This is a genomic window from Capsulimonas sp. (genome assembly GCF_039929585.1).
Taxonomy (GTDB): domain Bacteria; phylum Armatimonadota; class Armatimonadia; order Armatimonadales; family Capsulimonadaceae; genus Capsulimonas.
In genome coordinates, this window is sequence record NZ_JBDSQY010000026.1 from 1 (window position 1) to 24269 (window position 24269).

The window sequence follows — 24269 nt, forward strand, 5'->3', positions numbered from 1 at the left end:
CGGCGGAATCGTCACCCTCCGCAAGCTCTACTCCTACGACGCCGCCAGCCGCCGGATCGTAACCACGATCCAGGGCTTCCCCTTCACGCCGTTTGAAAGCCTGCCCGAGTCGAATGGGCCGCTGACCTACACGCGCCGTACCGCCTACTGGGGTCCAGCGCAATACAGCCAGAAGAAGATCGAGATCGACCCCGCCGGCCGCCGCGTCTTCTACGATTACTACGATTCCCACGCCGCGCCCGAACTGCGCGGAAACCTGCGCGCTGTTTACGCCGACGTTTCCGCCGGCGCGAAGAACGGCCGCGCCGTTGCTTATAATCCCTTCGATCGTCCCATGTCCGCGTCCGGACAGGCCGCGCTCGCCGCTCGCCCGCGCCCCGGCGCCGTCCCCGTCCTGCAAATCTCCGAATTCGACCCATTGGGCCACCCACGAACAATCCGCACGCTGCAATCCCTGTCGCCCACCCGCTTCACCATCGAACGCCGCGCGCCCGCTACGGCGCCGCTGGGCTTGTCCACCCAAGGCGCCGTGACAGAACAGCGCGAAGCCGAAAAAACGACGACGTCTTATGATGCATTGGGACGCATCGTCCGAAAAACCATCACCCGCGCCGGCCGCATCGTCGCCGAGACCCACACGGCTTACGCGCACGATGGCTCCGATCTTCTCGCCAGCGACGGCGAGGTCGCACGCCGTCGTCGGCTTGGCGCCGACGGCAAACCAAGCACCCAAGAGTTTCAATACACGCCCGCCGGCCTTCTGCAATCCTTCTCTGACCATGACGGCGACGGCCCTGTCATTCGCCGCTCCGTCCAGTACGAAACATGCGAGGGCGCCGCCACCAGACGCCCCCTCGCCCTCACCGAAACCTGGGACGGCGCGCCGCGCTTCCGGATGACATACACCTATGGCGGCTTCGGCGGCGAGGACCTCATCCGCAAAACCCTTACCGTCCTTGGCTCCCCCAACGAAACCTGGTCCTGGGATTACGGACGCACCTTCACCGCCGCCGACATCGCTATGCGCCGCATTCCCTCGCGCATCGTCCAGACCGCGCCGCCGTCCGCGCATCTACCCGTTCAGGCCATCGACTACCTTTACGACTCCTGCCTCGGCTCCCTCGGCCTCGTCCGCTTCGACGTCGTGGACAGCAATCCGTCCGAACTCGCCACCCAGTGGCTGCAAGACCAGCACCCCAGCCGGTTCCAATTCCTCTGGTACGCCCACGATAGCTTTGGCCGCACCTACGATATCCGCCGCTACCGCGCCCAGTACGGCCAGGCCCCGCGCCTGAACGCCTACACCTATACCCTCACATCGCGCACCGAACGCTTCCGACTTACGCCCGACCCCAACAACCTCAGCGGCTACGACCCCACGACATTCACCACCGCCACCGCGCCCTACAACCCCGCCGGCAACATCCCCTACCAGCGGACAACCCAATTCGCCCCCGACGGCAAAACGCCCCGAACCACTCAGCAAGAAGTTCGAGGCTACGACCTCTCCGACCGATTGGCGACGTCAAAATCCTACGCCAGCGTCGGCGACTGGACACGCGCCACACACAGCGATGCCGAAGACTACGACGGTCTCACCCAGCCTCTCTGGACACCCGGCAGCGATTTTCAGCCCGACGCTCCCATCAGCCGGCGCGTCCGCCGCGCCGGAGGCGGCTACGCGGAAATCTTCTACGACAGCGGACAGCCGCTGATGGAGCGGGAGTACGATCGAAAGGGAAAACTGGCTCGTGTGCGAACACGAATAATTGGGGCGCGGGGGGTGGAAGCGGTTACGGAGAGTAATAAGCAAAAAGGCCGCCATTCTTGCGAATGACGGCCTTTTTGTGGCTCTATAGTTTTTTGGTGGTGGAGCTAAGCGGGATCGAACCGCTGACCTCTTCAATGCGAATGAAGCGCTGTTTTGTATATATTACTGTCCGCGTTCGATGATGTGTCGGAATGCGCCAATCATACTTGCTGCTAACGCACGATCCGTGCGGCATAGAGACAAAAACGATCTGGCGCAAAGGGTGTGCGCAAGACGCCCGGATGTCAACTGATCGAGATACCAGGTGTCATCATTATCACCCAATTCTGATCCTTTAAACGCCAGCCAAACCGCGAGGAGGGTTAAGGCTCTTTGAAATTGGAGGTTCTCTCGATTCAGGCCGAAGAAATCAATTGTGATGAGGGCTCTTCTAGTGGAATAGCCTTGTCGAGGAATGGCGTTTACGCCGACAAACTCAAAAATCTCTTCAGGGTTTTCATCTATACCTCCAATGGGATAGATTAGGTATGGGCTTTCCGCCGCATAATCTTCGGGAGCGGCCCCGCCGACGATACGAGCAGAGGCGATTGGGAAGAAATCAGACTTCATCAGTGTATTGCAAACTTTGCAGGCGGCGGCATAGTTGCCAAGATGATACACCAAATGGTAATAACCGTCAGGGAGTGGATCCCCGGTAGGGAAATCATATTCCGACGGATCCGCTGGCCAGACGCGAACGTTTCCTTTAGGGCGGTAGTGCTCCAGGTCATGGGCGATGGCTCCAAATGCGCCGCCTTCCAACTGCTGTTCGCAGTAGGCGCATTTGTTATGCTGGATCTCCATAAATACCGGTTTGACTTCACTCCAAATGGAGGATGTTTCGGCATAATGTCCGAGCTGGAGTATCGCCGCCGTTCGGCGCTCCGCGTTTCGTCTCCAGTTCGGGATCTTGGCGTCGACTAACGCTTCGATCTCAGCGAGCGTCTTCGGGTAGCGGATCATTCTTGGGGAATATCCTTTACCATGCGACGGAGGAAGGATTGATGATCTTCTTCTTTATCGCTGAGCGCTAATCGGACCAGGTCGTTTTGCGGCGCATCGGGAGCGCGTGTTGAACTGAGACCGAAATAGGAGCTGGTAAGGATCTGATTGGCGGTAAGCCCAAAGATGTTTTCATCGTACTGTTCAATGACTGCTCCATTGTCGCCCGAATCCAGAACATAGATACTTTGCGCCTCCAGAGTTCCCGCCACAAGCGGGCTATGGCTGGAGAACAGGAATTGAATCTTCGGAAATGCTTGAGAAATTTGATCGACGACGCGTCTCTGCCAAGCCGGATGCAGAAACAGATCGATTTCGTCGACGATGACGACGCCAGATAAATCCGCAAGCCGATACGCAGTAGCGTTATAGGGCAGAACACGGGAGATCTGAAGCAGCAAGTCCCATACCCAGCCGATGAAAGCGCGATAACCATCTGAGAGCGCGTTAAAGGGCAGGAGCACTCCGTTGTTATCAAACAAAGGACGATCCAGACCATCCTGCTGTTCGGTTAAGGTGATGTTTTCCTCAATCAAAAGCGCGTTTAAGATCTGTCGGGCGTTCTCGAACGCTCCCCGCGATTTGAGCTGAAGATAGGCATAGGTGAACGGCGCCAGTCCGACCTGCTCTTCAAATAATCCCGCAACACGCTGGTATCGTGGAGTGCGATTCTGTTCGCTGTACCCCTCCGGGCGCTCCGTGCGTCGCCCTGCGCCATAAGCGGCGAGGAAAAACGACGGCGAATTATTTTCGTAGATCCCATCCCAGGATGGGGGATCGGTGTGCGCCGTAGCGATCTCTTCCACATCGCCTCTTCGCGTAATGACTGCTTGCCCGATAATGATCGCTTGTCCAGGAATGGTTTTGGGCTGAGGTAGATCGGTATCGGACTTCTCCAGCAGCAGATCTACTTTGATTTCCGCGCTTTCACTGGGAACCCTATTCCCGGATGAGACGCCGTTCTGGACGCTGGCGGCGGTATTTGATCCTTCTCCTGCGGTTCGGCGCACGAAGTACTCAGCTTTGAGGCCACTGGAGGGGATGACGGGAGCAAGAACCCCTAATGCAATCGCCTTAAAGATCGAGGATTTGCCGGAGCCATTGCCGCCCAGCAGCAAATTCACGTTAGGCGCGCGCTGCAGCGCTGGATGGCTGGGCGTTCCTTTACGGCCAGGATAATTGAGGATCATCTCCGCCGCTCCAAAGCACCGAAAATTCCGAATTGTCAGCTTTTCGATATACAAATACTCGCCTCAAGCTCTCGTCCGTCTTAACATCTTTGGGGCCAGATCCTGTTATGCCGATCTAGATAAAGGTAATTATACCCAGTGGGAGATTCTGGCGGCAACAAAGCAAAAAGGCCGCCATTCTTGCGAATGACGACCTTTTTTCGTTGGTGGAGCTAAGCGGGATCGAACCGCTGACCTCTTCAATGCGAATGAAGCGCTCTCCCAGCTGAGCTATAGCCCCACGAGACGTGGATACACTTATTATCCACATCCCACCGAAAAATGCAACCCCCGCCGGCGGCAATATTTTCTTGGCGCAAGGACGGTCTGCGGAGCATTTCCCGAGTTCACGCAGGACTTACCTCTCTCAGCGTCGAACCGTCGATCGACAGAATGCAGCAAGGAAACACAATGTTCGAAGAGTTTTGGCGAATACGGCGGATATTACGATGGATGGCGCTCGGTCTGATTTTGTTCTGGATCATCGTCCTCGGCATACACTCTCTGATATCGAGCCTGCGGCATTTGTAACTCCGTTTCTAAAGGCGGCGCATCACGGCGTAATGCTTCGATGACAGCTTGTCATCCGACTTTCCCGATTTCTCCCATCTTACGCAGGACTCCCCCCTCTCCGCGCCGAACAAACGTCCGATGGAAGATTACAGTATCATATGTGAGAATCTCACAAAGATTTACAAGGGCGGCAAAAAGTCGGGGGACATTGTCGCGGTGGATCATATCAGCCTTCGGGTGCCGCCGGGGGAGTTTTATGGGTTCTTAGGGCCGAACGGCGCGGGGAAGAGCACGAGCATCAAGATGCTGACGGGGCTGCTCCGGCCGACGTCGGGGCGGGTCGCGATCGCGGGGCATGACCTGGCGACGGACGGTCTGGCGGTGAAGCGCGCGATCGGCGTGCTGCCAGAGGACCTGAACCTTTACGAGCGTCTGACGGCGTCGGAGTTTTTGATCTTCGCGGGCCAAATGTACGGGATGCCGGCGGCGGAAGCCAAACGGCGGGCCGAGGAATTGCTGGGTGTGATGGAACTGAGCGATTCGGGCGACAAGCTGATCGTCGATTTCTCCATGGGCATGAAGAAGAAGACGGCGCTGGCGGGCGCGATGATCCACAATCCGCGCGTGCTGTTTCTCGACGAGCCGTTCAACGGGATCGACGCCCTTTCGTCCCGCAAGATCCGCGACGTCCTGCGGCAGCGGACGGAGCAAGGGACAACGGTCTTCTTTTCCTCCCATGTGCTGGAAGTGGTGGAGAAGCTGTGCACGCGGGTGGCGATCATCGCGCGCGGCAAGCTCGTCGGCGAAGGCACGATGGATGAGCTGCGCGCGCTGACCCAGGACAACTCCCTGGAAGACATCTTTGTGCATCTGGTGGCGACGCCCGAGGAAGCCGCCCCCGTCGCGGATGCGGCGGCGCAGCCCTGGTATCAGCGCTCGGCGTCGCGCCTCGATGGAGATCAGTAGCGCGATGTCTCCACTCCTCGAAATATCTCCCCTCAGACTGATGCTTGAGCTGAAGGTCAAGCTGACCTGGCGGGGCTATAGCCGCAGCAAATGGAAGATCCTGGGGGCGCTCTTGTTTCTGCTGGCGTTTCTGCCGGCAAGCGGGTTCATCTCCGTGGGTCTCTGGGCGCTGCTAAATAACGCCATCGAACCGCTGCGGGTATCCGCGAAGATGCTGGAGGCGCTGCAAATTCCGATTGCTCGCGATGCACTGGCGGTCGTGTTCGTGATCTGGGTCATCACACCGTTGATCGGATTTCAGCTCAACGAATCGTACGATCTGACCAAGCTGTTCGTGTACCCCATCTCCTATCGAACGATCTTTGTGGGAAGCGTCCTCGGTGGGCTCATCGACATGTCCGTACTGGTGATGCTGCCGCCGCTGGTGGTGCTGCTCGCGCACTTCTCGCCGAATTTCGGCGCGGGGGTGATCAATTTCCTGCTGCTGGCGGCGTTTCTCGTGCTGACCCTCGCCCTCGCACAGCTCATTACCCTGACGCTCGTCGGGTTCCTGCGCAGCCGACGGTTCCGGGATATCACGATCGTTCTATTTCCGCTGATCGGTCTGATCTATTATGTCGGCCAGCAGTTTCTCGTACGGCGCATCGCCGTGGTAACGCACGGCTTTTCCTCACTGAAAGTGCTTGACGCGCCGTTCTGGCACATTGCTAATCCCCTGCCGCCTGGCATTGCGGCCTCAGGTCTCAAAGCAGCGGCCGACGGTCATTGGGGCTATGCGCTCCTGATGCTCGCGCTGCTCATCGCGATCGGCGCCGTCGTGGCGGTCACGGCGGCGCGCGTTCTGCGCCAGCTCTACTTAGGCGACGCCGGACCGGGGATCGCGCGCATGGCGGAGCCATCCGCCAAAGCGGTCGCGAAGGGGCCGACGCTTCCATCGTGGCTGCCGGAAACAGTCTCGGCGATCGCCGCCAAAGAATTCGTTTACCTGCGCCGCGATCCGCAGTACAAGGCCCTGGCCGTCCAGAGCGTCTTTTATCTCGCGATGATCACCGTCCCGATCTTCATGCCCACGGTCTCGTCCGGACGGCCGATGCCGTCGTTTTTCGGCGAGTACGTCCCCATCGGCCTCAGCGCCGCGCTTCTGCTCTCCATGGCGCCGCTGATCTTCAATTGCTTTGGCGGGGAAGGCGCGGCGATCTCGGTTCTGCTGTCGCTCCCGGTGTCTCGACGGGATATCCTGCTGGGGAAAAACATCGCGCACGTGGTGATGCTGGTGGCGCTGAACGCGGCGGGCCTGCTGCTGTCGGCGGCGTTCAGCCGCCACTGGGAAAAGGTCCCGCTCACACTGGCCTGGGTGCTGCTGGCCGCCCCGGTGCTGCTGGCGGCGGGGAACCTCATTTCGATCCAGCTGCCCCACCGGATGATCGTGCGCGGCCAGCGCTGGCAAAAAGGCGGCGTCCCGGCCTCCGGCGGCGACAACGCTGGCTGCGCCTACGCGTTTCTCTACATGCTCGCCTACGCCCTCACCCTCTTCGCCCTGCTGCCGGTCGCCGCAGCGATCCTGCTGCCCGCCTTGTCTGTGATCTCCCCCGCCTGGTACGCGCTCTCGCTGCCCCTCGCCGCCTTCTATTCGGGCGCGCTCTATGTGATCTTACTCAGCCAGGCCGAAACCTGGCTGCTCGGCCGCGAGCCCGAAATCGCGGCGGCGGTCACGCCGCCGGATTAGCGGAACGCCCTCAGCCCACCAGCTTCTCCATCTCATCGATCATCCCCGACAGGACCCCAAACGCCGCCGTAATTGGCGCGGGGGAAGTCATGTCGATCCCGGCCAGTTTCAGCGCATCTAATGGGTACATCGAGCCGCCTGCTTCCAAGAACGAGAGATAGCGATCCGCCGCCGGCTGGCCTTCGGCGAGGACTTGCTGGGCGAGGGCGTTCGCGGCGGAGATTCCCGTGGCGTACTGGTAGACGTAGTAGGCGCTGTAAAGATGGCTGAATTGCGCCCAGGTAATTCCGAGACGCAGTTCGTCTAGCTCCACGGCGTCGCCATAGCCTTCCCGAAACAGTTCGACGATCTTGGCGGACATCCCGTCCGCCGTGACGGGCTCCCGATTTTCGAGCTTTGTGTAGAAGTCCAATTCAAAGGCGGCGAGCGTCGGCATCACGAACAAATATCGGTGAAAATTGCTGATTGCCTCTTCCAAAACTTGCAGACGCACGTCGCGATCAGTGACGGTTGCGAGCAGATGCGCGCGCACCATCGCTTGATTGAAGTTCGACGCCGTTTCGGCCGCGAAGAGCGAGTAATTTGAGAAGATATGCGGCTGCTTTCCCCAGCTCAGATACGAATGCATCGAATGGCCGAGTTCGTGCGCCAGGGTACTCAGAGACAGATAGTCGTTATCGTAGTTCATCATGATGAACGGACGGCTTCCATAAGTTCCTGAGGAAAACGCTCCGCTCCCCTTACCGACGTTCGGCCAAGCATCCACCCAGCGATCTTCCGTCAGACCGCAACGCATCGGGGCGAGGTAGCGCTCCCCGAGCGGCGCCATGCCGTCGCATATGAGCCGTACGGAGTCATCAAACGAAAGGGAGGCGCGCCGAGTGATCAGCGTAGCGGGGCTTTCGTAGAGCGGAACATCGTAGCCATGAAGCGTTTCGACGCCGAGTCCCTTGCGCAGCACATTCCAGTAGCGATGCCAGACAGGCAGGTTCTCTTTGACGGTGGCGAGGAGGTTTTCCACAACGACACGCGGGATTGCGTCATAAACAAGCCGCGACTGCAGCACGTTCTCGTAGCCCCGCGTGCGCACATGGAAGACTTCGGATTTTCCGGAGGTCGTCAGGCAGGCCGCAAGCGTGTTCTTCATGCCGAGATAACCGTCGGCGTACGACTCCCACCCCGCCTTGCGTACGGCGCGGTCGGTGTGCTGTACAAGCGACGCCACCGTGCCCTGCGCGACGGGCAGACGCTCGCCGGAGGGCGTGACGGCGTCCGCGAACTTCAAGTCCGCGTCGATGAGTGCGTCGTGCGCGTTATGGACGCCGCCGGAAATCTCGCCAACCTGCGCCAAAACCCCCTCGACCTCCGCCGAGCGCACATGCGGACGGAGAAGGGACAGCGTTTCAAAGTGATGCCGGCGCCACGCCAGTTCCGGCTCAGCGGCCAGAAACTCGGCAAGGCGCTCCGGAGCGATCGCCAGCACTTCAGGATCGTAAAACGCGGACGTCGTGCTGAATTGGATTGACAGGGCCATGGCCCGGCTGCACAGCGCCTGCGCCGCCTGATCCGCAGCGTCTCCGGCCTGCAGCATGCTCGCATACAGCCACACCCGTCCAATCTCCTGAATCACGACGTCGATCTCTTCAATCGCCTGAAGAAGCATCGCCGAGGACTCTCCCAAATGTCCCTCAAAACGAGCAATGCCGGGGATCTTCGCCGCAGCGGCGGCGAACGCAGATTCCCATTCCTCCAAACTCGCATAGACGCTTTCGAACGCCCATTGGCGCTCCAGCGGAACGTCCTTGCGATTCGGCAATGACTGGCTCATAGGTATGCACTCCTGTGGTGGTTTGGAAGATTTTATCCCACCAATTTTTCCATCTCATCGATCATCCCCGACAGCACGCCAAAGGCCGCCGTGACCGGCGCGGGCGAGGTCATATCGATCCCTGCCAGTTTCAGCGCATCTAATGGGTACATCGAGCCGCCTGCTTCCAGGAACGAGAGATAGCGGTCGGCGGCGAGTTGACCTTCGGCGAGGACTTGCTGGGCGAGGGCGTTCGCGGCGGAGATTCCCGTGGCGTACTGGTAGACGTAGTAAGCGCTGTAAAGATGTGGAAACTGCGCCCAGGTAATTCCGAGACGCGGCTCGTCTAGCTCCACGGCGCCGCCGTAGCCTTCGCGGAAGAGTTCGACGATTTTCGCGGACATGCTGTCGGCGGTCACCGGCTGGCGGGTTTCGAGGCGCGTGTAGAAGTCTAGTTCGAACGCGGCGAGCGTCGGCATCACGAACAGATAGCGATGGAAGTTGCTGATGGCTTCTTCCAAAACTTGCAGGCGAATATTACGGTCGGTGACGGTTGCGAGCAGATGCGCGCGCACCATCGCTTGATTGAAATTGGACGCGGTCTCGGCGGCGAACAGGGAGTAGTGCGCGTATGGATACGGCTGCTTTTCCCAGCTCAGATACGAATGCATCGAGTGACCGAGTTCGTGCGCCAGGGTGCTGAGGGAAAGGAAATCGTCATCGTAGTTCATCATGATGAACGGACGCTGGCCATAGGTTCCCGATGAGAACGCGCCGCTGCCTTTGCCGATGTTTGGGTAGGCGTCCACCCAGCGGTCTTCGAACAGGCCTCGGCGCATCGGGCCGACATAGCGATCCCCGAGCGGCGCCATGCCGTCGCAGATGATCTGGGACGCTTCGGCGAAGGGCAGCGGCGAACGTCCCGTGGTCATCGACGCCGGGCTTTCGTAGAGGGGAACATCGTAGCCATGCAGCGTTTCCACGCCGAGTCCCTTGCGCAGCACATTCCAGTAGCGATGCCAGACAGGCAGGTTCTCTTTGACGGTGGCGAGGAGGTTGTCCACGACGATGCGCGGAATGGCGTTGGGGAGCATGCGCTGCTGGAGCACGTTGTCGTACCCACGCGCCCGCGTGTTGAAGAGATAGGCTTTGCCCGAAGTGGTCAAACACGAAGCGATCGTGTTCTTCATGCCGATAAAGCCATCGGCATAGGACTCCCAGCCGGCCTTGCGCACCTCCCGGTCCATGCTTTGCGTCAGGGACGCAATCGTTCCCTGGGCGACGGGCAAGCGCTCGCCGGCGGGCGTGACGGCGTCGGCGAACTTGAGATCAGCGTCGATCAAGGCGCGATAGGTGGAGCTTGCGCCGGAGGAGACTTCCCCGGACTGCGCCAGCAGCGCTTCCACTTCGGTCGAGCGCACATGGGGGCGAAGCAGCGACTGCGTCTCGAAATCATGCCGGTGCAGCTCTAGCTTCGGCTCGGCGGCGTAGAACTCGTTCAGGCGCTCGGGAGAGATCGCCAAAAACTCGGGCGAGTAGTAGGCGACGACGGCGTTGAAGCGGGTTCCCAGCTCCCGCACCCGGCTGCGCAGCGCCTGCGCATTCTGGTCCCCGGCGTCGCCAGCCGAGAGCATCCCCGCGTAAAGCGCCACTGGACCGAACTTCTGCGACAGGTCTGAACTAGCCTCCGTCGCCTCCAAAAGCATCGCCGCCGACTCTCCGACCCGGCCTTCGAAACGCGCCAGCCCCGGGATCTCTGCTTCGACAGCGGCGAACGCCGCCTCCCAATCCGCCACGGAGGCAAAGACGCTTTCAATCGCCCACTGGCGCTCCAGCGGGACATCCTGACGACGAGGCAATGCTTGGCTCATGTGATGCGGCTCCTTTGGGGACATTATAACCCACCCCCGCGCTTCGCGCGACCCCTCCCTTGAAGCAGAGAAGGGTCATTAGGAATTGATGTCGCAGACGACTTTCGTCCGAGAATTTCTTTCTAACCCTTCCCTGCTTCAAGGGAGGGGTCGCGCGAAGCGCGGGGGTGGGTTATCGGCGGGAGTGGGAGGTCACGAAGGCGAAACGTAAGTCGGCTTTGTCGGCCGCTCGGACTTTGTCTTTGGGAACGGGATTTGCACCACGGTGTTGCTTTGCGTTTCGGTCACGTAGATCGATTTGCCGTCTTTGGAGAAGCACAGGTTGGTGGGATTCTTGCCGCCTTTGACCGGGAATCGATCCACGATCCGGCCCGATGGGTCGATCTTCGCGATCAGGCCGTCGCCGAAGACGGCGACATAAAGAAAACCGTCCTTGCTGAACCGCATGCCATCGCCGCCGTTCTTCTCGCTGAGAGTGGCGAAGACGCGTCGGCCTCCGGGAGGAACAACGCCATTCGGGGTCAGATCGATCGCTTCGATTGTATGCTCGGGTGAAAGGACCACGTAAAGGGTCAAGCCGTCCGGCGAGATCGCAATGCCGTTCGGGAAGCGCAGCTTATCCGCGATCTTCGTGACCTGGCGCGTGCCCGGAGCCGCATAGTAAACGGCGCCGACCGACTCATCCCACGACCCCGCCGGATCGGTGAAGTACAGGCCGCCATTGGCGTCGAACACCAGATCGTTCGGGCCGCGCAGCGGGCTGCCTTCATCGTTCGTGTCCACGATCGTGACGACCTGCTTCGAGGACGTATTGATCCGCACGATCCGCTTCGCCGCATGATCGGCGACATACAGGAAGCCATCGACGCCCATAGCCGAGCCGTTGCCCTTGCCGCCGTCGGGAAGCGTCAGCCACTCGTATTCGAATTTACCGCGCTTCAGATCGATTCGGGAAACCGCCGAGGACTCGCAGTTGACGAAGTAGAGATATTGACCGTCCGACGAAAGCGCCGGGCCTTCCGGAAACTTCAGACCGCTCGCGAGGATGCGCTGCTTGGGGGGCGTGGGCCCGGCCTCCTTCTCGGCATCTGCCCGAGAAGCGTACGCGAGAAGAGCGCCAGCGGCGAACAGGGCGGCGATACCAAAATGCATGGGGAGGACCTCCGAGGGGCGCAATAAAAAAAGCGAGGGCCTCTAAGGCTCCCGCTGCGTTTGCAAACAATGTTCGTTTGCGCGAATATGAAAACAGTATATCACGAAAACCGAGAAATGTCAACAGAACAGAGAAAAAATTTTGCTCATCTCAACAGCGACTATTGGGAATTTTTCGCGCGAGTAACTGTTTCAACAGCGCGATGCCCCGCAAAATTTCGATATTTACAGCCAATAAACATCTCATATTTGTCTCAAAATTATTATTCAGTCGTACAAGTTCGTGATAATCTAAAAATGCCCGCCAAACTCGCAGGCATAGGATTCTGTAAAATGGGGAACACTAGTTTATCTATTCCAATCAAGTTCGTATCGTTTTGATGGGATCCCTGAGTGTATAATTTTATTACGCGCCGCGATGCGTTCCGATGCTTTCCCTGCCGAAAGTCCACTGAGCTACCCGTGCGGCGGAAAGACTCGTCATGCCCGACGCTACTCCAATGACCATTCTCAATGTTGACGATAACGAAGAAAAGCGTTATATCGTCAGCCGGATGCTGCGCGCCGAAGGCTTTACAGTCACCGAAGCGGAGAATGGAAGGGAAGCGTTGCGGCTGGCGCAGGATCGGCCGGATCTGATCGTGCTCGACGTAAAGCTGCCGGATATTAGCGGCTTTGAAGTCTGCCAAATTCTCAAGGCCGACTCCGCAACTGGCTCTATCCCTGTTCTGCACCTTTCGGCGCACTATACCAATAGCGGCGATCGCAGCGAGGGATTGGACCGAGGGGCGGACGCCTATCTCAATCACCCAGTACAGCAGCAGGAATTGGCCTCGACGGTGCGTGCGCTCCTGCGCATGAGGACTGCCGAGAATCAAGCCAAGGCGCTTTATGAGCGAGAGCGCCGGATCGTTGAGACTCTCCAGCGCGCCCTGCTTCTCGCAGTACCCAGCGACACCTACCCCGGCCTCGATGTCGCGACGTTCTACCATGCCGCCTGGGAAGAAGCGAGCATTGCGGGCGACTTCTTCGACACCTTCGCGCTGCCGGAAGGCAAATTGGCGCTGGTGGTCGGCGACGCGTCCGGGAAGGGTCTGGCGGCGGCGGCCCATACGGCGGAAGTGAAATACGCCATGCGCGCCATCCTCCATGAAACACCCCACCCCGGTCAGGCGCTTTCGCGCCTGAACGATTTCATTTGCCACTCCTATCAGACCCATGGCTATGGGCTGGAGCTGGTGGTGGCGCTGGCCGTCTCGGTGGTAGACCTGGAGGCCGGCGAGGCGCATTTTGCTTCCGCCGGCGCCGAGCCCCCCCTGGTGCTGCGCGCCAGCGGCGTGGCCGAGGAGATCGCGATCGGCGGACTTCCGCTCGGCGTTTACCCCGGAACGGAATACAAAGTGGATCAGAAGACACTGGATGTCGGCGACGCTCTTTTAATCACGACGGATGGCATCACCGAAGCGCGCCGCAGCGGCGATTTCCTGGGTTACGAAGGATTTATCGAGCTTTCCAAGCGTTTTCAAAGTTCGTCCAGCACGCAGGAATACGGCCAGTCGATCGTCGAGGAAGCGCGCGCCTTCGCCGGCGGAAAATTTCAGGATGACGTCTGTCTGCTGATCGCACGGCGCGTGTGAGCGCGGCGGTCACACTGAACATATTGCAATTATCGGGATTAATAGGAGAAGAATTGTGACAACACCGGCGGGCGGAAGCCGCATCACCGAAGTATTGAACGTCCAAGAGAATGAGCTCTTACAGGAATGGATCGCCGAGCAGCGCCAGTCGGGCGCCGCCCGCCCGGATTTAATCGCGGCGACGGACCTTCAGGACCAGGGACGCGAGTTCCTCGGCCTGCTGCGCCAGGCGGCCCAGAGCGGCGAATTCAGCAATATTAATATTCCCGCCTGGTCGGGAGTGCGCGACCTGCTCACCGAGCTGTCCCGCACGCGGGCTCGTCTCGGCTTCGCGCCTTCGGAAGTCGCGACATTCGTTTTTTCGTTCAAGCAGCCGCTATTCGCCGCGCTGCAAAAAGCGCACGCGGGTGACGCGGTCGGCTTTATCGACGACATCTGGACCGTAACGCAGATGCTGGACAAGCTGGGCTTGCTGACCACCGAAGCATACCTAAAGTCGCGTGAGGAGATCATCGCGCGCCACCAGGAAGAGATGATGGAGCTTTCGACCCCGGTCGTGCAGCTCTGGCACGGCATCGTGGCGCTGCCGATCATCGGCACGCTGGACAGCGCCCGGACCCAGATCGTGATGGAGAACCTGCTCCAGGCAATCGTGGACACGGGCTCCGAGATCGCCATCATCGATATTACGGGCGTTCCCACCGTTGATACGCTAGTCTCGCAGCATTTGCTCAAGACCGTCGCAGCGGCGAGATTGATGGGCGCCGAGTGTATCATCAGCGGCATTCGCCCGCAGATCGCGCAGACCATCGTGCATCTGGGCGTCGAGCTAAACGATGTCATCACCAAAGCGACCCTGGCGTCCGCGTTCGCGCTGGCGCTGCAAAAGCGCGGTATGACGGTCGCCAAAGTTTCTCAAATCAAGTCGTAAGGAGACGTGTGTGGAACGCATCCCAATCTTACGAATGGGCTCATTTTTGCTTGTCACTATCCAGGTGGATATGCATGACCGGCTCGCGATGACGCTTCAGGACGACCTGACCACGAAGATCGTGCAGACCGGCGCGAGCGGCGTGCTGATCGATATCTCGGCCCTGGACATCGTGGACTCATTCATCGGCCGAATGCTCGGAAATATCTCGGCGATGTCCCGGGTGCTCGACGCCGAAACGGTGGTGGTCGGCATGCAGCCGGCCGTGGCCATTACGCTGGTCGAACTCGGACTGTCCCTTCCCGGTGTCCGCACCGCGCTCAACGTCGAAAAGGGCATGGCGATCCTCCGAGCAACCCGGACACTGCTCGGGGAGGAAGAGGACGACGATGTCAGTCCGGAAGAGTGAGACGATGCCGATCCGCACTCAGGCGGACATCGTCCATGTCCGCCAGGCGGTCCGCACCTGGTCCGTCGACGCCGGCATGCGTCTGGTGGACCAAACCAAGATCGTGACAGCCGCCAGCGAGCTTGCCCGTAACACTCTGGAATATGGCGGCGGCGGCGAACTGCTGCTCGAATCGCTCTCCGAAGGCATCCGCGTGGGCCTGCGCCTGACGTTCACGGACCATGGCCCCGGTATTCCCGACCTCGAACTCGCCCTCAAAGACGGCTGGACATCCGGAAGCGGCATGGGTATGGGCCTCAGCGGCTCCAAGCGCCTCTCCAATGAGTTTGAGATTGAATCGCAGGTCGGAATCGGCACGACCGTCCGCATCACTCGATGGAAATAAGTTACGGAATCATAGAAAATCGCCACACCCCCATGAAGACATCCACGGCTCTGGAAATCACAGACGCCACCCTGATCGGAGAAGCGCGCCGGACCGCCGCCGCGCTCACACAGTCCCTTGGGTTCAATGACGAAACACGAGGCCGAATCGCTCTGATCGTCACGGAGCTCGCCACCAATCTGATCAAGCACGCTGGGACGGGCGAGATGGTGTTCCGGACGCTCGGCGAAGGCGGAGCGGCCGGCTTTGAAATCCTCTCCCTCGACCGGGGCCCTGGGATCGGCAATGTCGCCCAAAGCCTCGCGGACGGCTATTCCACGGCGGGCACTCCCGGCAATGGACTGGGCGCCGTGGTCCGGCTCTCCTCTACATTCGATATCTACACGCAGCCCGGGGCGGGCGCGGCCATTTTATCGCGCATTTGGGATCGTCCTTCGCCATTCGTGCATCCCGGGGCGCCGCTGGAAATCGGCGTCGTGTGCGTTCCCAAGCCCGGAGAAATCGAGTGCGGCGATTCCTGGTCATCGAGCCAGTCGCCGCAGCGATGCAGTTTCATTGTCGCTGATGGACTGGGGCATGGGCCGGTCGCGGCCGAAGCCTCCCGGGAAGCGGTCCGCGTGTTCGACGCGCTGGCCGAGCAGTTTGACCCGAGACGCATCCTTGAGGCCGCCCATTCGGCGCTGCGCTCCACGCGCGGCTCCGTCGTGGCCGTCGCCCAGATTTCACCCGAGGATGGGACGCTGCACTATGTTGGGGTTGGGAACATCAGCAGCACCCTGCTCTCGCCTGAAGGGTCGCGTAGTCTGGTGTCGCACAACGGAACCGTCGGCCAGACGATGCGCAGGCTCAATGAGTTCACCTATCCCTGGCCCCGCGAAACGCTGCTGGTGATGGCGTCCGACGGCCTGCAATCGCATTGGACGCTGGACAAGTATCCCGGCCTCGCCTTTCGGCATCCGGCGCTAATCGCGGGGGTTTTATACAGAGATTTCAATCGCCGCCGCGACGACATCACGGTCTTAGTCGCCCGATGGAAAGAACGAGCCTCCCAATGAGCACTCGTTTGATGAGCCTGGAAATCAAATACGAGCAGGACGTCGTACACACCCGCCAGCGAGCGCGCCAGATCGCGGCCCTCCTTGGGTTCGACGGTCAGGATCAAACACGCATCGCCACCGCCGTTTCGGAGATCGCGCGCAACGCCTATCAATACGCCGGCGGCGGCCGCGCCGAGTTCCGAGTCGCATTGACCGCGCCCGGAGCGCTGGAGATCCGTATTGAGGACGACGGTCCGGGAATCGTCCGCCTCCAGGAGATTCTGGACGGCCGGTATCAATCGAGCACGGGAATGGGGATGGGATTGATCGGCGCACGCCGCCTGATGGACCGTTGTGAGATCCAGACGGCACCGCGCGCGGGCGTGAAAGTCGCCATGGAAAAGCGGCTGCCGGCGAATGCGCCCGCCGTGACCGCCCAGACCCTGCGTGAAATCTCGGAAGACCTTGGCCGCCTGTCGCCGGCGACGCCGTTCGACGAAGTGCGCCGTCAAAATCAAGAACTTCTGCTGGCGATGGAGCAGCTTCGCGACCGGGAAGCCCAGCTGCTGCGTCTTAACGCCGAATTAGACGACACCGACAAAGGGATCATGCAGCTCAACGCCGAGCTGGAGGACAAGGCCGAATCCCTGCAAACCGCCTCGGAGCTCAAGTCCGCGTTTCTTTCCAACGTCACCCATGAGTTTCGAACGCCGGTCGGCTCCATTCTTGGCCTCTCACAGTTCTTGCTGGACAGATTAGACGGCGATCTGACGCCCGAACAAGAGCAGCAAGTTCTCTTCATCCGCAAATCCGCCCAAACCTTGATGGAGATGGTGAACGACCTGCTGGATTTGGCGAAGATCGAGTCGGGTAAGACCGAAGTCACTCCCACCATCTTCACCGTGGCGGACCTCTTCGCCGCTCTGCGCGGCATGTTCCGCCCGCTCGTCGCCCCCGGCGGCGTCGCGCTGATTTTCGAAGATCAGCCCGAATGCCCAAATCTGCACAGCGACGAAGGCAAAATCTCTCAGATCCTGCGCAACCTGATCTCCAACGCCCTCAAGTTCACCGAACGCGGTGAAGTCCGCGTCCGGTGCGACATCGATCCCCAAGGCTCTCTCGCCTTCACCGTCACCGACACCGGCGTCGGCATCGCCCCCGAGGACCAGGACCGGGTGTTCGAAGAGTTCAGCCAGATCGAAGGCTCTCTCCAGCGCAAAGTCAAAGGCACCGGACTCGGCCTCCCCCTCTCAAGAAAACTCGCCCGCCTCCTCGGCGGCGACGTCACCCTCCAAAGCCAGCCCGGCGTCGGCTCCACCTTCACCGCCACCATCCCACGCACATACAGCGAGCGCGGCTAGCCCGCCTGATGGAAACCATTCTTTCTCACGCGCCGTATGGAGAAAAATGAAGACGAAGACCAAGTATATGGTGGCGGCGGCGTCCTTCCTCGTAGCTTCTGTTGCGGCGGTCGCAATCGTGATCAACAGCCTCAGTGCAGGCCCGACCACGCCGGGACCGGAGACGCCTGCCCTCTCCGCCGGGCTGAACGGCATCGTACTGACGGATAACAGCGGCAATGAGATCGACGCAACGACGTTTCCTTCTGGAGTATCACATGTCGCGGTCGCGCGCCCGCAGGGAATTATCCATGCGATCAGCGGCCCGGATAACGCTGGCCTGATTGCTTATCTGACCAATAATGTTTCTCAAATCACGCTGCATGTCACATCACTCGGCGGTTCCCAAGACGCCGTGATTTGCGGCGCCGGATCGGGTCTCTCGGGATCGTCGAATTACGGCGGCAGCCTTGCGCTTTCACCCAAGGGCGGCCAGGCGGCGTTGATCGCGCTGTCGGGTGAGGTTCAGATGCCCGAAGCACTCTTTAACACGGGGGAATTGGAGATTTGGGATGTGGCGCGAAAGAAAAAACAGCCGCTTTCGCCGCACGCGATTGACGACGGGCTTGCATGGCTGCCCGACGGCAAACATCTGATCTTCGTGGACATGGCGCCAAACCCCACCGCGCGCGACTATCAAGACTATGGGCTGAAATCCAAGGCTTGGACGAACCTGCCGACGGCTTACATGCTGGACACAACGACGGGAAAGAAAACAAAGATCGGCGCTGGGCTCGCGCCCGTCGTCTCGACAAACGGTCGGTTCGTGATTCTTTACGATGGCGAACAACGCCCGCGCCAGATCAATTTGAAGACGCTTGCAGCGCAGCCGTTGACACTGCCTGGGCTCAGCGGCGAGATTCTCACGCAGGATGGCGCTCTGATCGTCTACGGCGGGGTGCGAACCACCGGGGTTTCGCCAAAGCTGGCGTACAGCCATGGCGGCGTCTTTCCGCTGGGAACCATCAAGACCGCTCAAATCAATACGGGTAAGTTTCAAACACTCCTGCCGTACGTGGACACACTGAGCCCGATGAGCTTCGGGAACAACACGCCCCAGAATCAGAAAATGCTCGCGAGTGCGCCCAAGGTAGATTTGTCGAAATAGATGTCCCCGGGATTTTATTCGGACGGGGCGCCACTACTGTCGCGGACGACGAATGTTGTCGGCAGCTCGATATGTGAGTGCACGGCGCTGGGGTCTTTCACGCGGCGCAGGAACAGGCCAGCCGCTGTGCGGCCCAGTTCTTCGAAGGGCTGAGCCACGGAGGATAGGCCGACTCCATTCGGGAGATTGTGCACGATGTCGTCGAAGCCGATTACGGAGACGTCTTCGGGGACGCTCAGGCCAAGCTGCTCGAGGCGACGGGTCACGCGCACCGCTTCGTAGTCGCTGAAGCAGAGCGCCGCCGTGGGGCGCTCGCCGGCGGGCTGCCGAAAGACCATCTCAAATACCGGCCAGCGCTCTCGAGCTACTGCAGGAGTCGTGATCACGATCTCCTCCACGCCCGAAAACTCCCTTCCACGTACGGCCTGCAAATATCCTTGAAGGCGATCTTGAACCGCATTGATCGATTCGCTTTGCGTCAGATACGCGATGCGCCGGTGCCCGAGCGCGAGCAGGCGCGCGGCGGCGTCCGCCATGCCTTCGCGATTGTTCACGCCGACAAAATCCGCCTGCACTCCCGTCAGCGTCCGGTCGATCAGAACCATGGGAACCTGGCGCGCCACCTTCTGAACCAGCTCCCGGTTGCTTTGATACGCGTAGGCGTAAAACACAACGCCGCCGAAGTGGTTGTCCAGAATATATTGCAGATGCGCGGCCTCGCGCTCGGCGTTCTCATGAAGCGAGCCGATCTGCTCCCCCAGGTCCAAAAAGGCGCCATGGTAACCGGCCTGCCCGAGCGCCTGGTTCATGCCCCAGAAGATCCGCTGCTGCGATGTGCCGCCGCTGCTTTCCAGTGGGCCGCCGCCATGCCACATCACCAGCGCAACGAACTTAGAGAGTGACTGGACCTCCGCAGAGGGCGTTTCATTCGTATGGGCGGATCGCGGCGATGTTTCCGCCGCAGGGGCGAGGCCAGCGACGGGAGCGCGCGCGATAGGACGGCAGTTGGGACGGTGGAAGACAAACCCTTCCTTCGCAAGACGAGAAACGGCGGCCCGAACGACGCGCCGATCGACATCCAGCTCGTCGGTCAAAATGCGCTCCGCCGGCAGCCGCTCTCCATCCGCATACTGTCCGGAGCGGATCCGCTCACGCAGCGTATCGGCCACGCGCTCCGAGAGGGAGGAAGAGGCGCTTCGTTTGGTTCTCGTGATCATAGGTGTATCCATCTTGCTTGGCGAAACTCTCATCAATGCCTTGGAGGGGTCGGCAAACGGCGCGCTTCAACTCAATTATAGCACCAAAGTTGGAGATTTCAAAGGGATGGCGATATTTGGGACGCATTACCAGCCCTAAAGTCACTCAGAACTGAAAACTGTTCCAAAATAATCTCCGGAGGGCCTAAGGCAATAACAAAATGTCCTAGACAGTAGTACAATGGCGGCAGTTGGAAAGCGCGATGCGACGATTGAGCGGCTCCAGTAAGACATATTATCATTGTTTTCGCGTGAGAAGGCTCGCATGGCGTCCTGTACGTCCAACATGAAACAGCTCATGCTGGCCGACCTTCAGTACACGCAGGATAACGACGAGATTCACTCGTCGCCCTTCGGCGTTCCGGTCAACTCCACAACGTGGTGTTTGGAGCTCATGCCCTCTGTCAAAAGCAACGGTGTTTTCCGATGTCCGGACGACGGGACCGCGCGGCAACAGCACATCCGTGGCGCCCAGCGGCAATCTTTACGTCCACAACGGCGGATCGGACTACGCCTACGCCGATGGGCATGTGAAGTTCATGTTCTTCCAGAATACGCTGAAACAACAGGGCAATCAGCAGATCGTCTCGGCCATGTCTCCCACCATGGCGGCCAAGCCATGCGGCGGTCAGGCCTACTTCGGCCAGTGGGACGCGCTTCAGTAATAGACACAGGGGGAGAAGATGGCGTTCAGAGAGAGGGACGCGGGAACACGCCCGCCATTTGTTTCATCCTTCGCGCAGTCATGCATAACGCCTGCCTGTCGCGAAGGATGAGGATGCTTAAAAATCAGTAGTCTTACTGACCACATCAATACTTCTTGTGGAACGATGACATACGGCGCGCTGCGGTATTAAGAACGACGGCCTGCGGAGGCGATTTGGCCCCCCGGCGATGTACTCGCAATTCTGATGAATTGTCTTCGGCAACCGCCACCAGAATGCAGATATCGTCTCTCGCCACGCCGCCGTGCGACGCCGCCTCCACGCCATCGATCAGCCGCAGCGCAGCCGCCTCGGCGATGAGATCCGCGCTTGCGGTCTCCTCGGGGGTGAAGGAGGGCTCCAGCAGCGCCGCCACTCCCTCAATACCAAGCATCTCCTGCCGAGCTATTCCGCATTCGGTCATCCCATCCGTGAACATCACAAGGGCGTCCCCTGGCAGGAGCGTCACCACCCGCTCCTCGAAAACCGAATTCTCGTGCGATCCGAGGACGGCGCCCGTCGGCGCAAGCTGCTCTACGGTTCCCGCCGCCCGCCGCACAAGCGCGGGTTCCTGGCCGCAGTTGACATATCTCAGCGTGCCTTTGCCGTCCTTGCCACTGCTGTAAGCCCCAACAAACAGCGTGGCGAAGCCCGAAATGAGCTCCTGTTCAACCAGGAGTGAGTTAAGGCTCTTGACCGCCCCAACGATCGTGCGTGAGCGATACAGAGCATAGCGCAGCATATTTCGTACGGTGGCGACCTGCGCCGCCGCCTCCAGCCCCTTGCCCGAGAGATCGCCGACAATCAGGGCGGTGCAGCCATTCTCGATCGGAAATACGTCGTAGAAATCGCCCCCGACCATCGCCTCATTCAGCGCAGCCTCGTAATACTTGGTCAGCGCCAATCCAGAGACACGGTCAGGGATCGCAGGCGTCAGCGCGGCCTGGAGCTGCGTGGCGATGTTGTGTTCCCGCTGGGCGAGGCGCTCACGCTCCACCGCCGTGCGGGTGAGCGCCGACACAGTCTCTGTCAAAGCGACCTCCTCGGGCGTCCACGAGCGCGGCGCGCCCGCCATCGCCACCCAGAGCACGGCGACGATCCTCTCCCGCTCAAAAAACGGAACCGCCAGGACGGAGCGCAGAGCGAAGCTCTCCATGGCGGCAATCACGGCGTCGGGGAGATCCGAAGAGCGTATATCGGGAACGACAGCAGTCCCGTGCGAGAAGAGCGCCGTCATCATGGCGGTATACTCCGACGCGCGGTACTCACCCGCCACGCTAGGCAGGTCCACGCGCCGGTAATCCGTGATGACAAGCATTTTGTTCTGCGTAGGATTCCAGTGCATCAGATAGCAGCGGTCCACGCCCAGCGACTCGCCCAGCATGGCCGCCACTTGCTCTTGGATGGCGATGGAGTCCGTCGTGGCGAGCAGCGCCTGCCCAACGCGGTTGATCAGCTCCTCACGCTCGGCGCGGGCTTTCATCTGCGTCAGCAGGCATTGAAACGCCTTCGACGCATTATGACGCTCGACGGCGTATCGGATCGCACGCTCCAGAACTGCGGCGTCCATATGGTCTTTCACCAGATAATCCGACGCGCCGGCCTGCATGACTTGCATATCGATCTCATGATCGCCCTGCCCGGTCATCAAGATCACCGGCGGCCTGGACGAGATCGAGCGGGTCTCTTTTAATAGCTCCAGTCCAGTTCGGTTGGAAAGCCGAAAGTCCAGCAGGATCAGATCATGGAGATGCGTTCGAATCGCTTCCAGGCCATCCTCATAGGTTTCCACCCACTCCAGGACGAAGCGTTCGATATCGGCGTCGCGCAGCAGATCGCGGACGATCAGAAAATCGTCCTCGTTATCCTCCACGATCAGAATGCTGAGCTGGTCGGTGTTTATCATGGGTTAATCGCTGTCCGAAGACGGAAGAGAGACGATCTCGATCCAATATCTGCCGATAGTCTTCATCACTTCCACCAGCGCCTCGAACGACACCGGCTTGGTAATAAACGAGCTGACCCCCAAGTCGTAAGATTGGATCACGTCAATCTCATCTTCCGATGTCGTCAATATAACAACCGGAATACGTCTCAGAGAAGAGTCCGCCTTGATCTCCTCCAGGGCCTCACGCCCGGTCTTGCGGGGCATATTGAGGTCCAGAAGAATGAAGCCTGGACGCGGGGCGCTGGCTGGGTCCGAATACTCTCCATGGCCCTTCAGATAGTTCATCAGAGCTTCGCCATCCTCCACTTCGTGGAGGTCGTTGAGAACGCGGCTCTCCCGCAAGGCCTCACGCGCCAGAAAACGATCATCCTCGCTGTCATCGGCCATCAAGATAGTAATCGGTTTAGAGATTTTAGCCAATTCATGTCACACTTTCGGCTGACGGTCACTTCCCGTCGCTTTGGTTCACTGGCATCAGAATGGTGAACACACTGCCCACACCGGGAGTACTTTGGGCCGTGATTCGTCCTCCATGACGCTCAACGATTTTGCGGCAGATCGCCAGACCAATACCCGTCCCGTCATATCGACCGCGGCCGTGCAGCCGCTGGAAGGGCGTAAAAATGCGGTCGGCGTACTTCTCCTCGAAGCCGATGCCGTTGTCCCGCACTTCGATCCGGCACATCACTCGTCCCACATCCGTCTCGACGGCATCGGTGTCCGGCGCCAAATCGCCGCTCACGACAACCACAGGCAGCGCGCCGTCACGGCCATACTTGAGCGCATTGTCCATCAGGTTTTGCAGCAGCTGGCGCATCTGTGTGTGATCGGCTTCGATCGTCGGGAGCGCCCCCAGCTCCAGGCTCCCTCCGCTCTCCTCGGCCCGCTTGGAGAGATCGCCCCATGCCTGCCGCGCCGCGTCGCCCAGATCCACCGGCTTGAACGGTCGCCCTTTGGTGGCGACCCGAGAGAACTCGAGCAGATCACGGATCAGCCCACGCATTCGCGCCGCAGCCCGCAGCATCCTCTCCAGCGAATCGCGCGCGTCCTCTGGGATATCTTCCCCCACCCGCTTATTCAGTCGCTCGCCAAAGGCCTGGATCGCCCGAAGCGGCTCCTGCAGATCGTGGGAAGCGATGTAGGCGAAATCCTGGAGCTCGCGATTGCTCCACTCCAGCTTCCGCATATAGACCTGAATCTTTTCCTCGGCGCCCCGTCGCTCCGTGATATCTTTCAGAGCCAGCACGATGAGCTCCGTGTGATTGCCGGCGCGGAGCTCACGAGCGTTCAGCAGCATGACACGCCTTCCGATCGACGGGAAGTCATGCGCCAATTCGTAGTCGTTGAAGACTGATTTCTGAGGAATAATCTCCTCCAA

Annotated in this window: 20 protein-coding genes, 1 tRNA gene and 1 pseudogene; 12 read left to right on the forward strand and 10 right to left on the reverse strand. The window is 60.0% G+C overall.

The window, feature by feature from the left end:
• Nucleotides 1-1837 (forward strand): hypothetical protein (locus ABIZ35_RS01390; protein ID WP_348218087.1); only part of this gene is annotated, 1837 nt, incomplete at its 5' end.
• Nucleotides 1838-1933: 96 nt separating this feature from the next.
• Here ABIZ35_RS01390 and ABIZ35_RS01395 read toward each other — a convergent pair.
• The 3 genes from ABIZ35_RS01395 to ABIZ35_RS01405 form a co-directional block, all read right to left on the reverse strand.
• Nucleotides 1934-2773, reverse strand: a complete 840-nt coding sequence (locus ABIZ35_RS01395) for a hypothetical protein (RefSeq protein WP_348218088.1) — start codon at nucleotides 2771-2773, stop codon at nucleotides 1934-1936.
• On the reverse strand, nucleotides 2770-4056 hold the full coding sequence (locus ABIZ35_RS01400; RefSeq protein WP_348218089.1) for an AAA family ATPase: 1287 nt from the start codon (nucleotides 4054-4056) through the stop codon (nucleotides 2770-2772). Before ABIZ35_RS01400 ends, ABIZ35_RS01395 begins: the two co-directional genes overlap by 4 nt.
• Before the next feature lie 150 nt (nucleotides 4057-4206).
• Nucleotides 4207-4282, reverse strand: a tRNA-Ala gene (locus ABIZ35_RS01405).
• Nucleotides 4283-4692: 410 nt separating this feature from the next.
• Here ABIZ35_RS01405 and ABIZ35_RS01410 point away from each other — a divergent pair.
• Nucleotides 4693-5520: an ABC transporter ATP-binding protein gene (locus ABIZ35_RS01410; RefSeq protein WP_348218090.1), complete on the forward strand. Its 828-nt coding sequence runs from the start codon at nucleotides 4693-4695 to the stop codon at nucleotides 5518-5520.
• Nucleotides 5521-5524: 4 nt separating this feature from the next.
• Nucleotides 5525-7246, forward strand: coding sequence for a hypothetical protein (locus tag ABIZ35_RS01415; protein ID WP_348218091.1), 1722 nt, complete (start codon nucleotides 5525-5527; stop codon nucleotides 7244-7246).
• Between the two features lie 10 nt (nucleotides 7247-7256).
• Here ABIZ35_RS01415 and pepF (ABIZ35_RS01420) read toward each other — a convergent pair whose 3' ends face one another.
• From pepF (ABIZ35_RS01420) to ABIZ35_RS01430, 3 genes are all read right to left on the reverse strand, one after another.
• A complete protein-coding gene (gene pepF / locus ABIZ35_RS01420) occupies nucleotides 7257-9074 on the reverse strand; it encodes an oligoendopeptidase F (RefSeq protein WP_348218092.1) in 1818 nt (605 codons plus the stop codon).
• Nucleotides 9075-9106: 32 nt separating this feature from the next.
• A complete protein-coding gene (gene pepF / locus ABIZ35_RS01425) occupies nucleotides 9107-10924 on the reverse strand; it encodes an oligoendopeptidase F (RefSeq protein WP_348218093.1) in 1818 nt (605 codons plus the stop codon).
• A gap of 192 nt (nucleotides 10925-11116) precedes the next feature.
• Nucleotides 11117-12076, reverse strand: a complete 960-nt coding sequence (locus tag ABIZ35_RS01430) for an SMP-30/gluconolactonase/LRE family protein (RefSeq protein WP_348218094.1) — start codon at nucleotides 12074-12076, stop codon at nucleotides 11117-11119.
• A 482-nt stretch (nucleotides 12077-12558) separates the two neighbouring features.
• Here ABIZ35_RS01430 and ABIZ35_RS01435 point away from each other — a divergent pair, with 482 nt between their 5' ends.
• The 7 genes from ABIZ35_RS01435 to ABIZ35_RS01465 are packed head-to-tail and all read left to right on the forward strand — an operon-like array spanning nucleotide 12559 to nucleotide 18983.
• Nucleotides 12559-13713 carry a fused response regulator/phosphatase gene (locus ABIZ35_RS01435; RefSeq protein ID WP_348218095.1) on the forward strand — a complete coding sequence of 385 codons (1155 nt, stop codon included), beginning with the start codon at nucleotides 12559-12561 and terminating at the stop codon, nucleotides 13711-13713.
• Nucleotides 13714-13768: 55 nt separating this feature from the next.
• Nucleotides 13769-14644, forward strand: a complete 876-nt coding sequence (locus ABIZ35_RS01440; RefSeq protein WP_348218096.1) for an STAS domain-containing protein — start codon at nucleotides 13769-13771, stop codon at nucleotides 14642-14644.
• A 10-nt stretch (nucleotides 14645-14654) separates the two neighbouring features.
• Entirely contained in the window at nucleotides 14655-15053 is a 399-nt protein-coding gene (locus ABIZ35_RS01445) for an STAS domain-containing protein (RefSeq protein WP_348218097.1), read from the forward strand.
• The gene (locus tag ABIZ35_RS01450; protein ID WP_348218098.1) at nucleotides 15034-15438 is read left to right on the forward strand and encodes an anti-sigma regulatory factor; all 405 of its coding nucleotides are present in this window, start codon (nucleotides 15034-15036) and stop codon (nucleotides 15436-15438) included. Before ABIZ35_RS01445 ends, ABIZ35_RS01450 begins: the two co-directional genes overlap by 20 nt.
• Nucleotides 15439-15470: 32 nt before the next feature.
• The gene (locus ABIZ35_RS01455) at nucleotides 15471-16493 is read left to right on the forward strand and encodes an ATP-binding SpoIIE family protein phosphatase (RefSeq protein WP_348218099.1); all 1023 of its coding nucleotides are present in this window, start codon (nucleotides 15471-15473) and stop codon (nucleotides 16491-16493) included.
• A complete protein-coding gene (locus ABIZ35_RS01460; RefSeq protein WP_348218100.1) occupies nucleotides 16490-17836 on the forward strand; it encodes an ATP-binding protein in 1347 nt (448 codons plus the stop codon). The genes ABIZ35_RS01455 and ABIZ35_RS01460 overlap by 4 nt, the downstream gene beginning before the upstream one ends.
• Nucleotides 17837-17882: 46 nt before the next feature.
• Nucleotides 17883-18983, forward strand: coding sequence for a hypothetical protein (locus tag ABIZ35_RS01465; protein WP_348218101.1), 1101 nt, complete (start codon nucleotides 17883-17885; stop codon nucleotides 18981-18983).
• 14 nt (nucleotides 18984-18997) lie between these two features.
• Here the strand turns inward: ABIZ35_RS01465 and ABIZ35_RS01470 are convergent, their stop codons facing one another.
• Nucleotides 18998-20200: a GntR family transcriptional regulator gene (locus ABIZ35_RS01470; RefSeq protein ID WP_348218102.1), complete on the reverse strand. Its 1203-nt coding sequence runs from the start codon at nucleotides 20198-20200 to the stop codon at nucleotides 18998-19000.
• Between the two features lie 337 nt (nucleotides 20201-20537).
• Between ABIZ35_RS01470 and ABIZ35_RS01475 the strand changes: the two are divergent.
• Together ABIZ35_RS01475 and ABIZ35_RS01480 are read left to right on the forward strand one after the other, a co-directional pair.
• A pseudogene (locus ABIZ35_RS01475) lies at nucleotides 20538-20600 on the forward strand (hypothetical protein); the annotation flags it as partial.
• A gap of 55 nt (nucleotides 20601-20655) precedes the next feature.
• On the forward strand, nucleotides 20656-20904 hold the full coding sequence (locus ABIZ35_RS01480) for an H-X9-DG-CTERM domain-containing protein (protein WP_348218106.1): 249 nt from the start codon (nucleotides 20656-20658) through the stop codon (nucleotides 20902-20904).
• A 145-nt stretch (nucleotides 20905-21049) separates the two neighbouring features.
• On the opposite strand, the gene ABIZ35_RS01485 is transcribed toward ABIZ35_RS01480, so the two are convergent.
• From ABIZ35_RS01485 to ABIZ35_RS01495, 3 genes are all read right to left on the reverse strand, one after another.
• The gene (locus ABIZ35_RS01485) at nucleotides 21050-22849 is read right to left on the reverse strand and encodes a SpoIIE family protein phosphatase (RefSeq protein ID WP_348218103.1); all 1800 of its coding nucleotides are present in this window, start codon (nucleotides 22847-22849) and stop codon (nucleotides 21050-21052) included.
• Between the two features lie 3 nt (nucleotides 22850-22852).
• Nucleotides 22853-23278, reverse strand: coding sequence for a response regulator (locus tag ABIZ35_RS01490; protein WP_348218105.1), 426 nt, complete (start codon nucleotides 23276-23278; stop codon nucleotides 22853-22855).
• A gap of 58 nt (nucleotides 23279-23336) precedes the next feature.
• On the reverse strand, nucleotides 23337-24269 hold a 933-nt coding region (locus ABIZ35_RS01495; RefSeq protein ID WP_348218104.1), incomplete at its 5' end, for an ATP-binding protein.

What these genes read in the sequence shown, in the direction of transcription:
- ABIZ35_RS01435 (WP_348218095.1), top strand. Translation starts at nt 12,559, where the DNA reads ATGCCCGACGCTACTCCAATGACCATTCTCAATGTTGACGATAACGAA.
- ABIZ35_RS01485 (WP_348218103.1), bottom strand. Translation starts at nt 22,849, where the DNA reads ATGATAAACACCGACCAGCTCAGCATTCTGATCGTGGAGGATAACGAG.
- ABIZ35_RS01455 (WP_348218099.1), top strand. Translation starts at nt 15,471, where the DNA reads ATGAAGACATCCACGGCTCTGGAAATCACAGACGCCACCCTGATCGGA.
- pepF (WP_348218093.1), bottom strand. Translation starts at nt 10,924, where the DNA reads ATGAGCCAAGCATTGCCTCGTCGTCAGGATGTCCCGCTGGAGCGCCAG.
- ABIZ35_RS01430 (WP_348218094.1), bottom strand. Translation starts at nt 12,076, where the DNA reads ATGCATTTTGGTATCGCCGCCCTGTTCGCCGCTGGCGCTCTTCTCGCG.
- pepF (WP_348218092.1), bottom strand. Translation starts at nt 9,074, where the DNA reads ATGAGCCAGTCATTGCCGAATCGCAAGGACGTTCCGCTGGAGCGCCAA.
- ABIZ35_RS01395 (WP_348218088.1), bottom strand. Translation starts at nt 2,773, where the DNA reads ATGATCCGCTACCCGAAGACGCTCGCTGAGATCGAAGCGTTAGTCGAC.
- ABIZ35_RS01415 (WP_348218091.1), top strand. Translation starts at nt 5,525, where the DNA reads ATGTCTCCACTCCTCGAAATATCTCCCCTCAGACTGATGCTTGAGCTG.
- ABIZ35_RS01460 (WP_348218100.1), top strand. Translation starts at nt 16,490, where the DNA reads ATGAGCACTCGTTTGATGAGCCTGGAAATCAAATACGAGCAGGACGTC.
- ABIZ35_RS01410 (WP_348218090.1), top strand. Translation starts at nt 4,693, where the DNA reads ATGGAAGATTACAGTATCATATGTGAGAATCTCACAAAGATTTACAAG.
- ABIZ35_RS01450 (WP_348218098.1), top strand. Translation starts at nt 15,034, where the DNA reads ATGTCAGTCCGGAAGAGTGAGACGATGCCGATCCGCACTCAGGCGGAC.
- ABIZ35_RS01490 (WP_348218105.1), bottom strand. Translation starts at nt 23,278, where the DNA reads ATGGCCGATGACAGCGAGGATGATCGTTTTCTGGCGCGTGAGGCCTTG.
- ABIZ35_RS01470 (WP_348218102.1), bottom strand. Translation starts at nt 20,200, where the DNA reads ATGATCACGAGAACCAAACGAAGCGCCTCTTCCTCCCTCTCGGAGCGC.
- ABIZ35_RS01465 (WP_348218101.1), top strand. Translation starts at nt 17,883, where the DNA reads ATGAAGACGAAGACCAAGTATATGGTGGCGGCGGCGTCCTTCCTCGTA.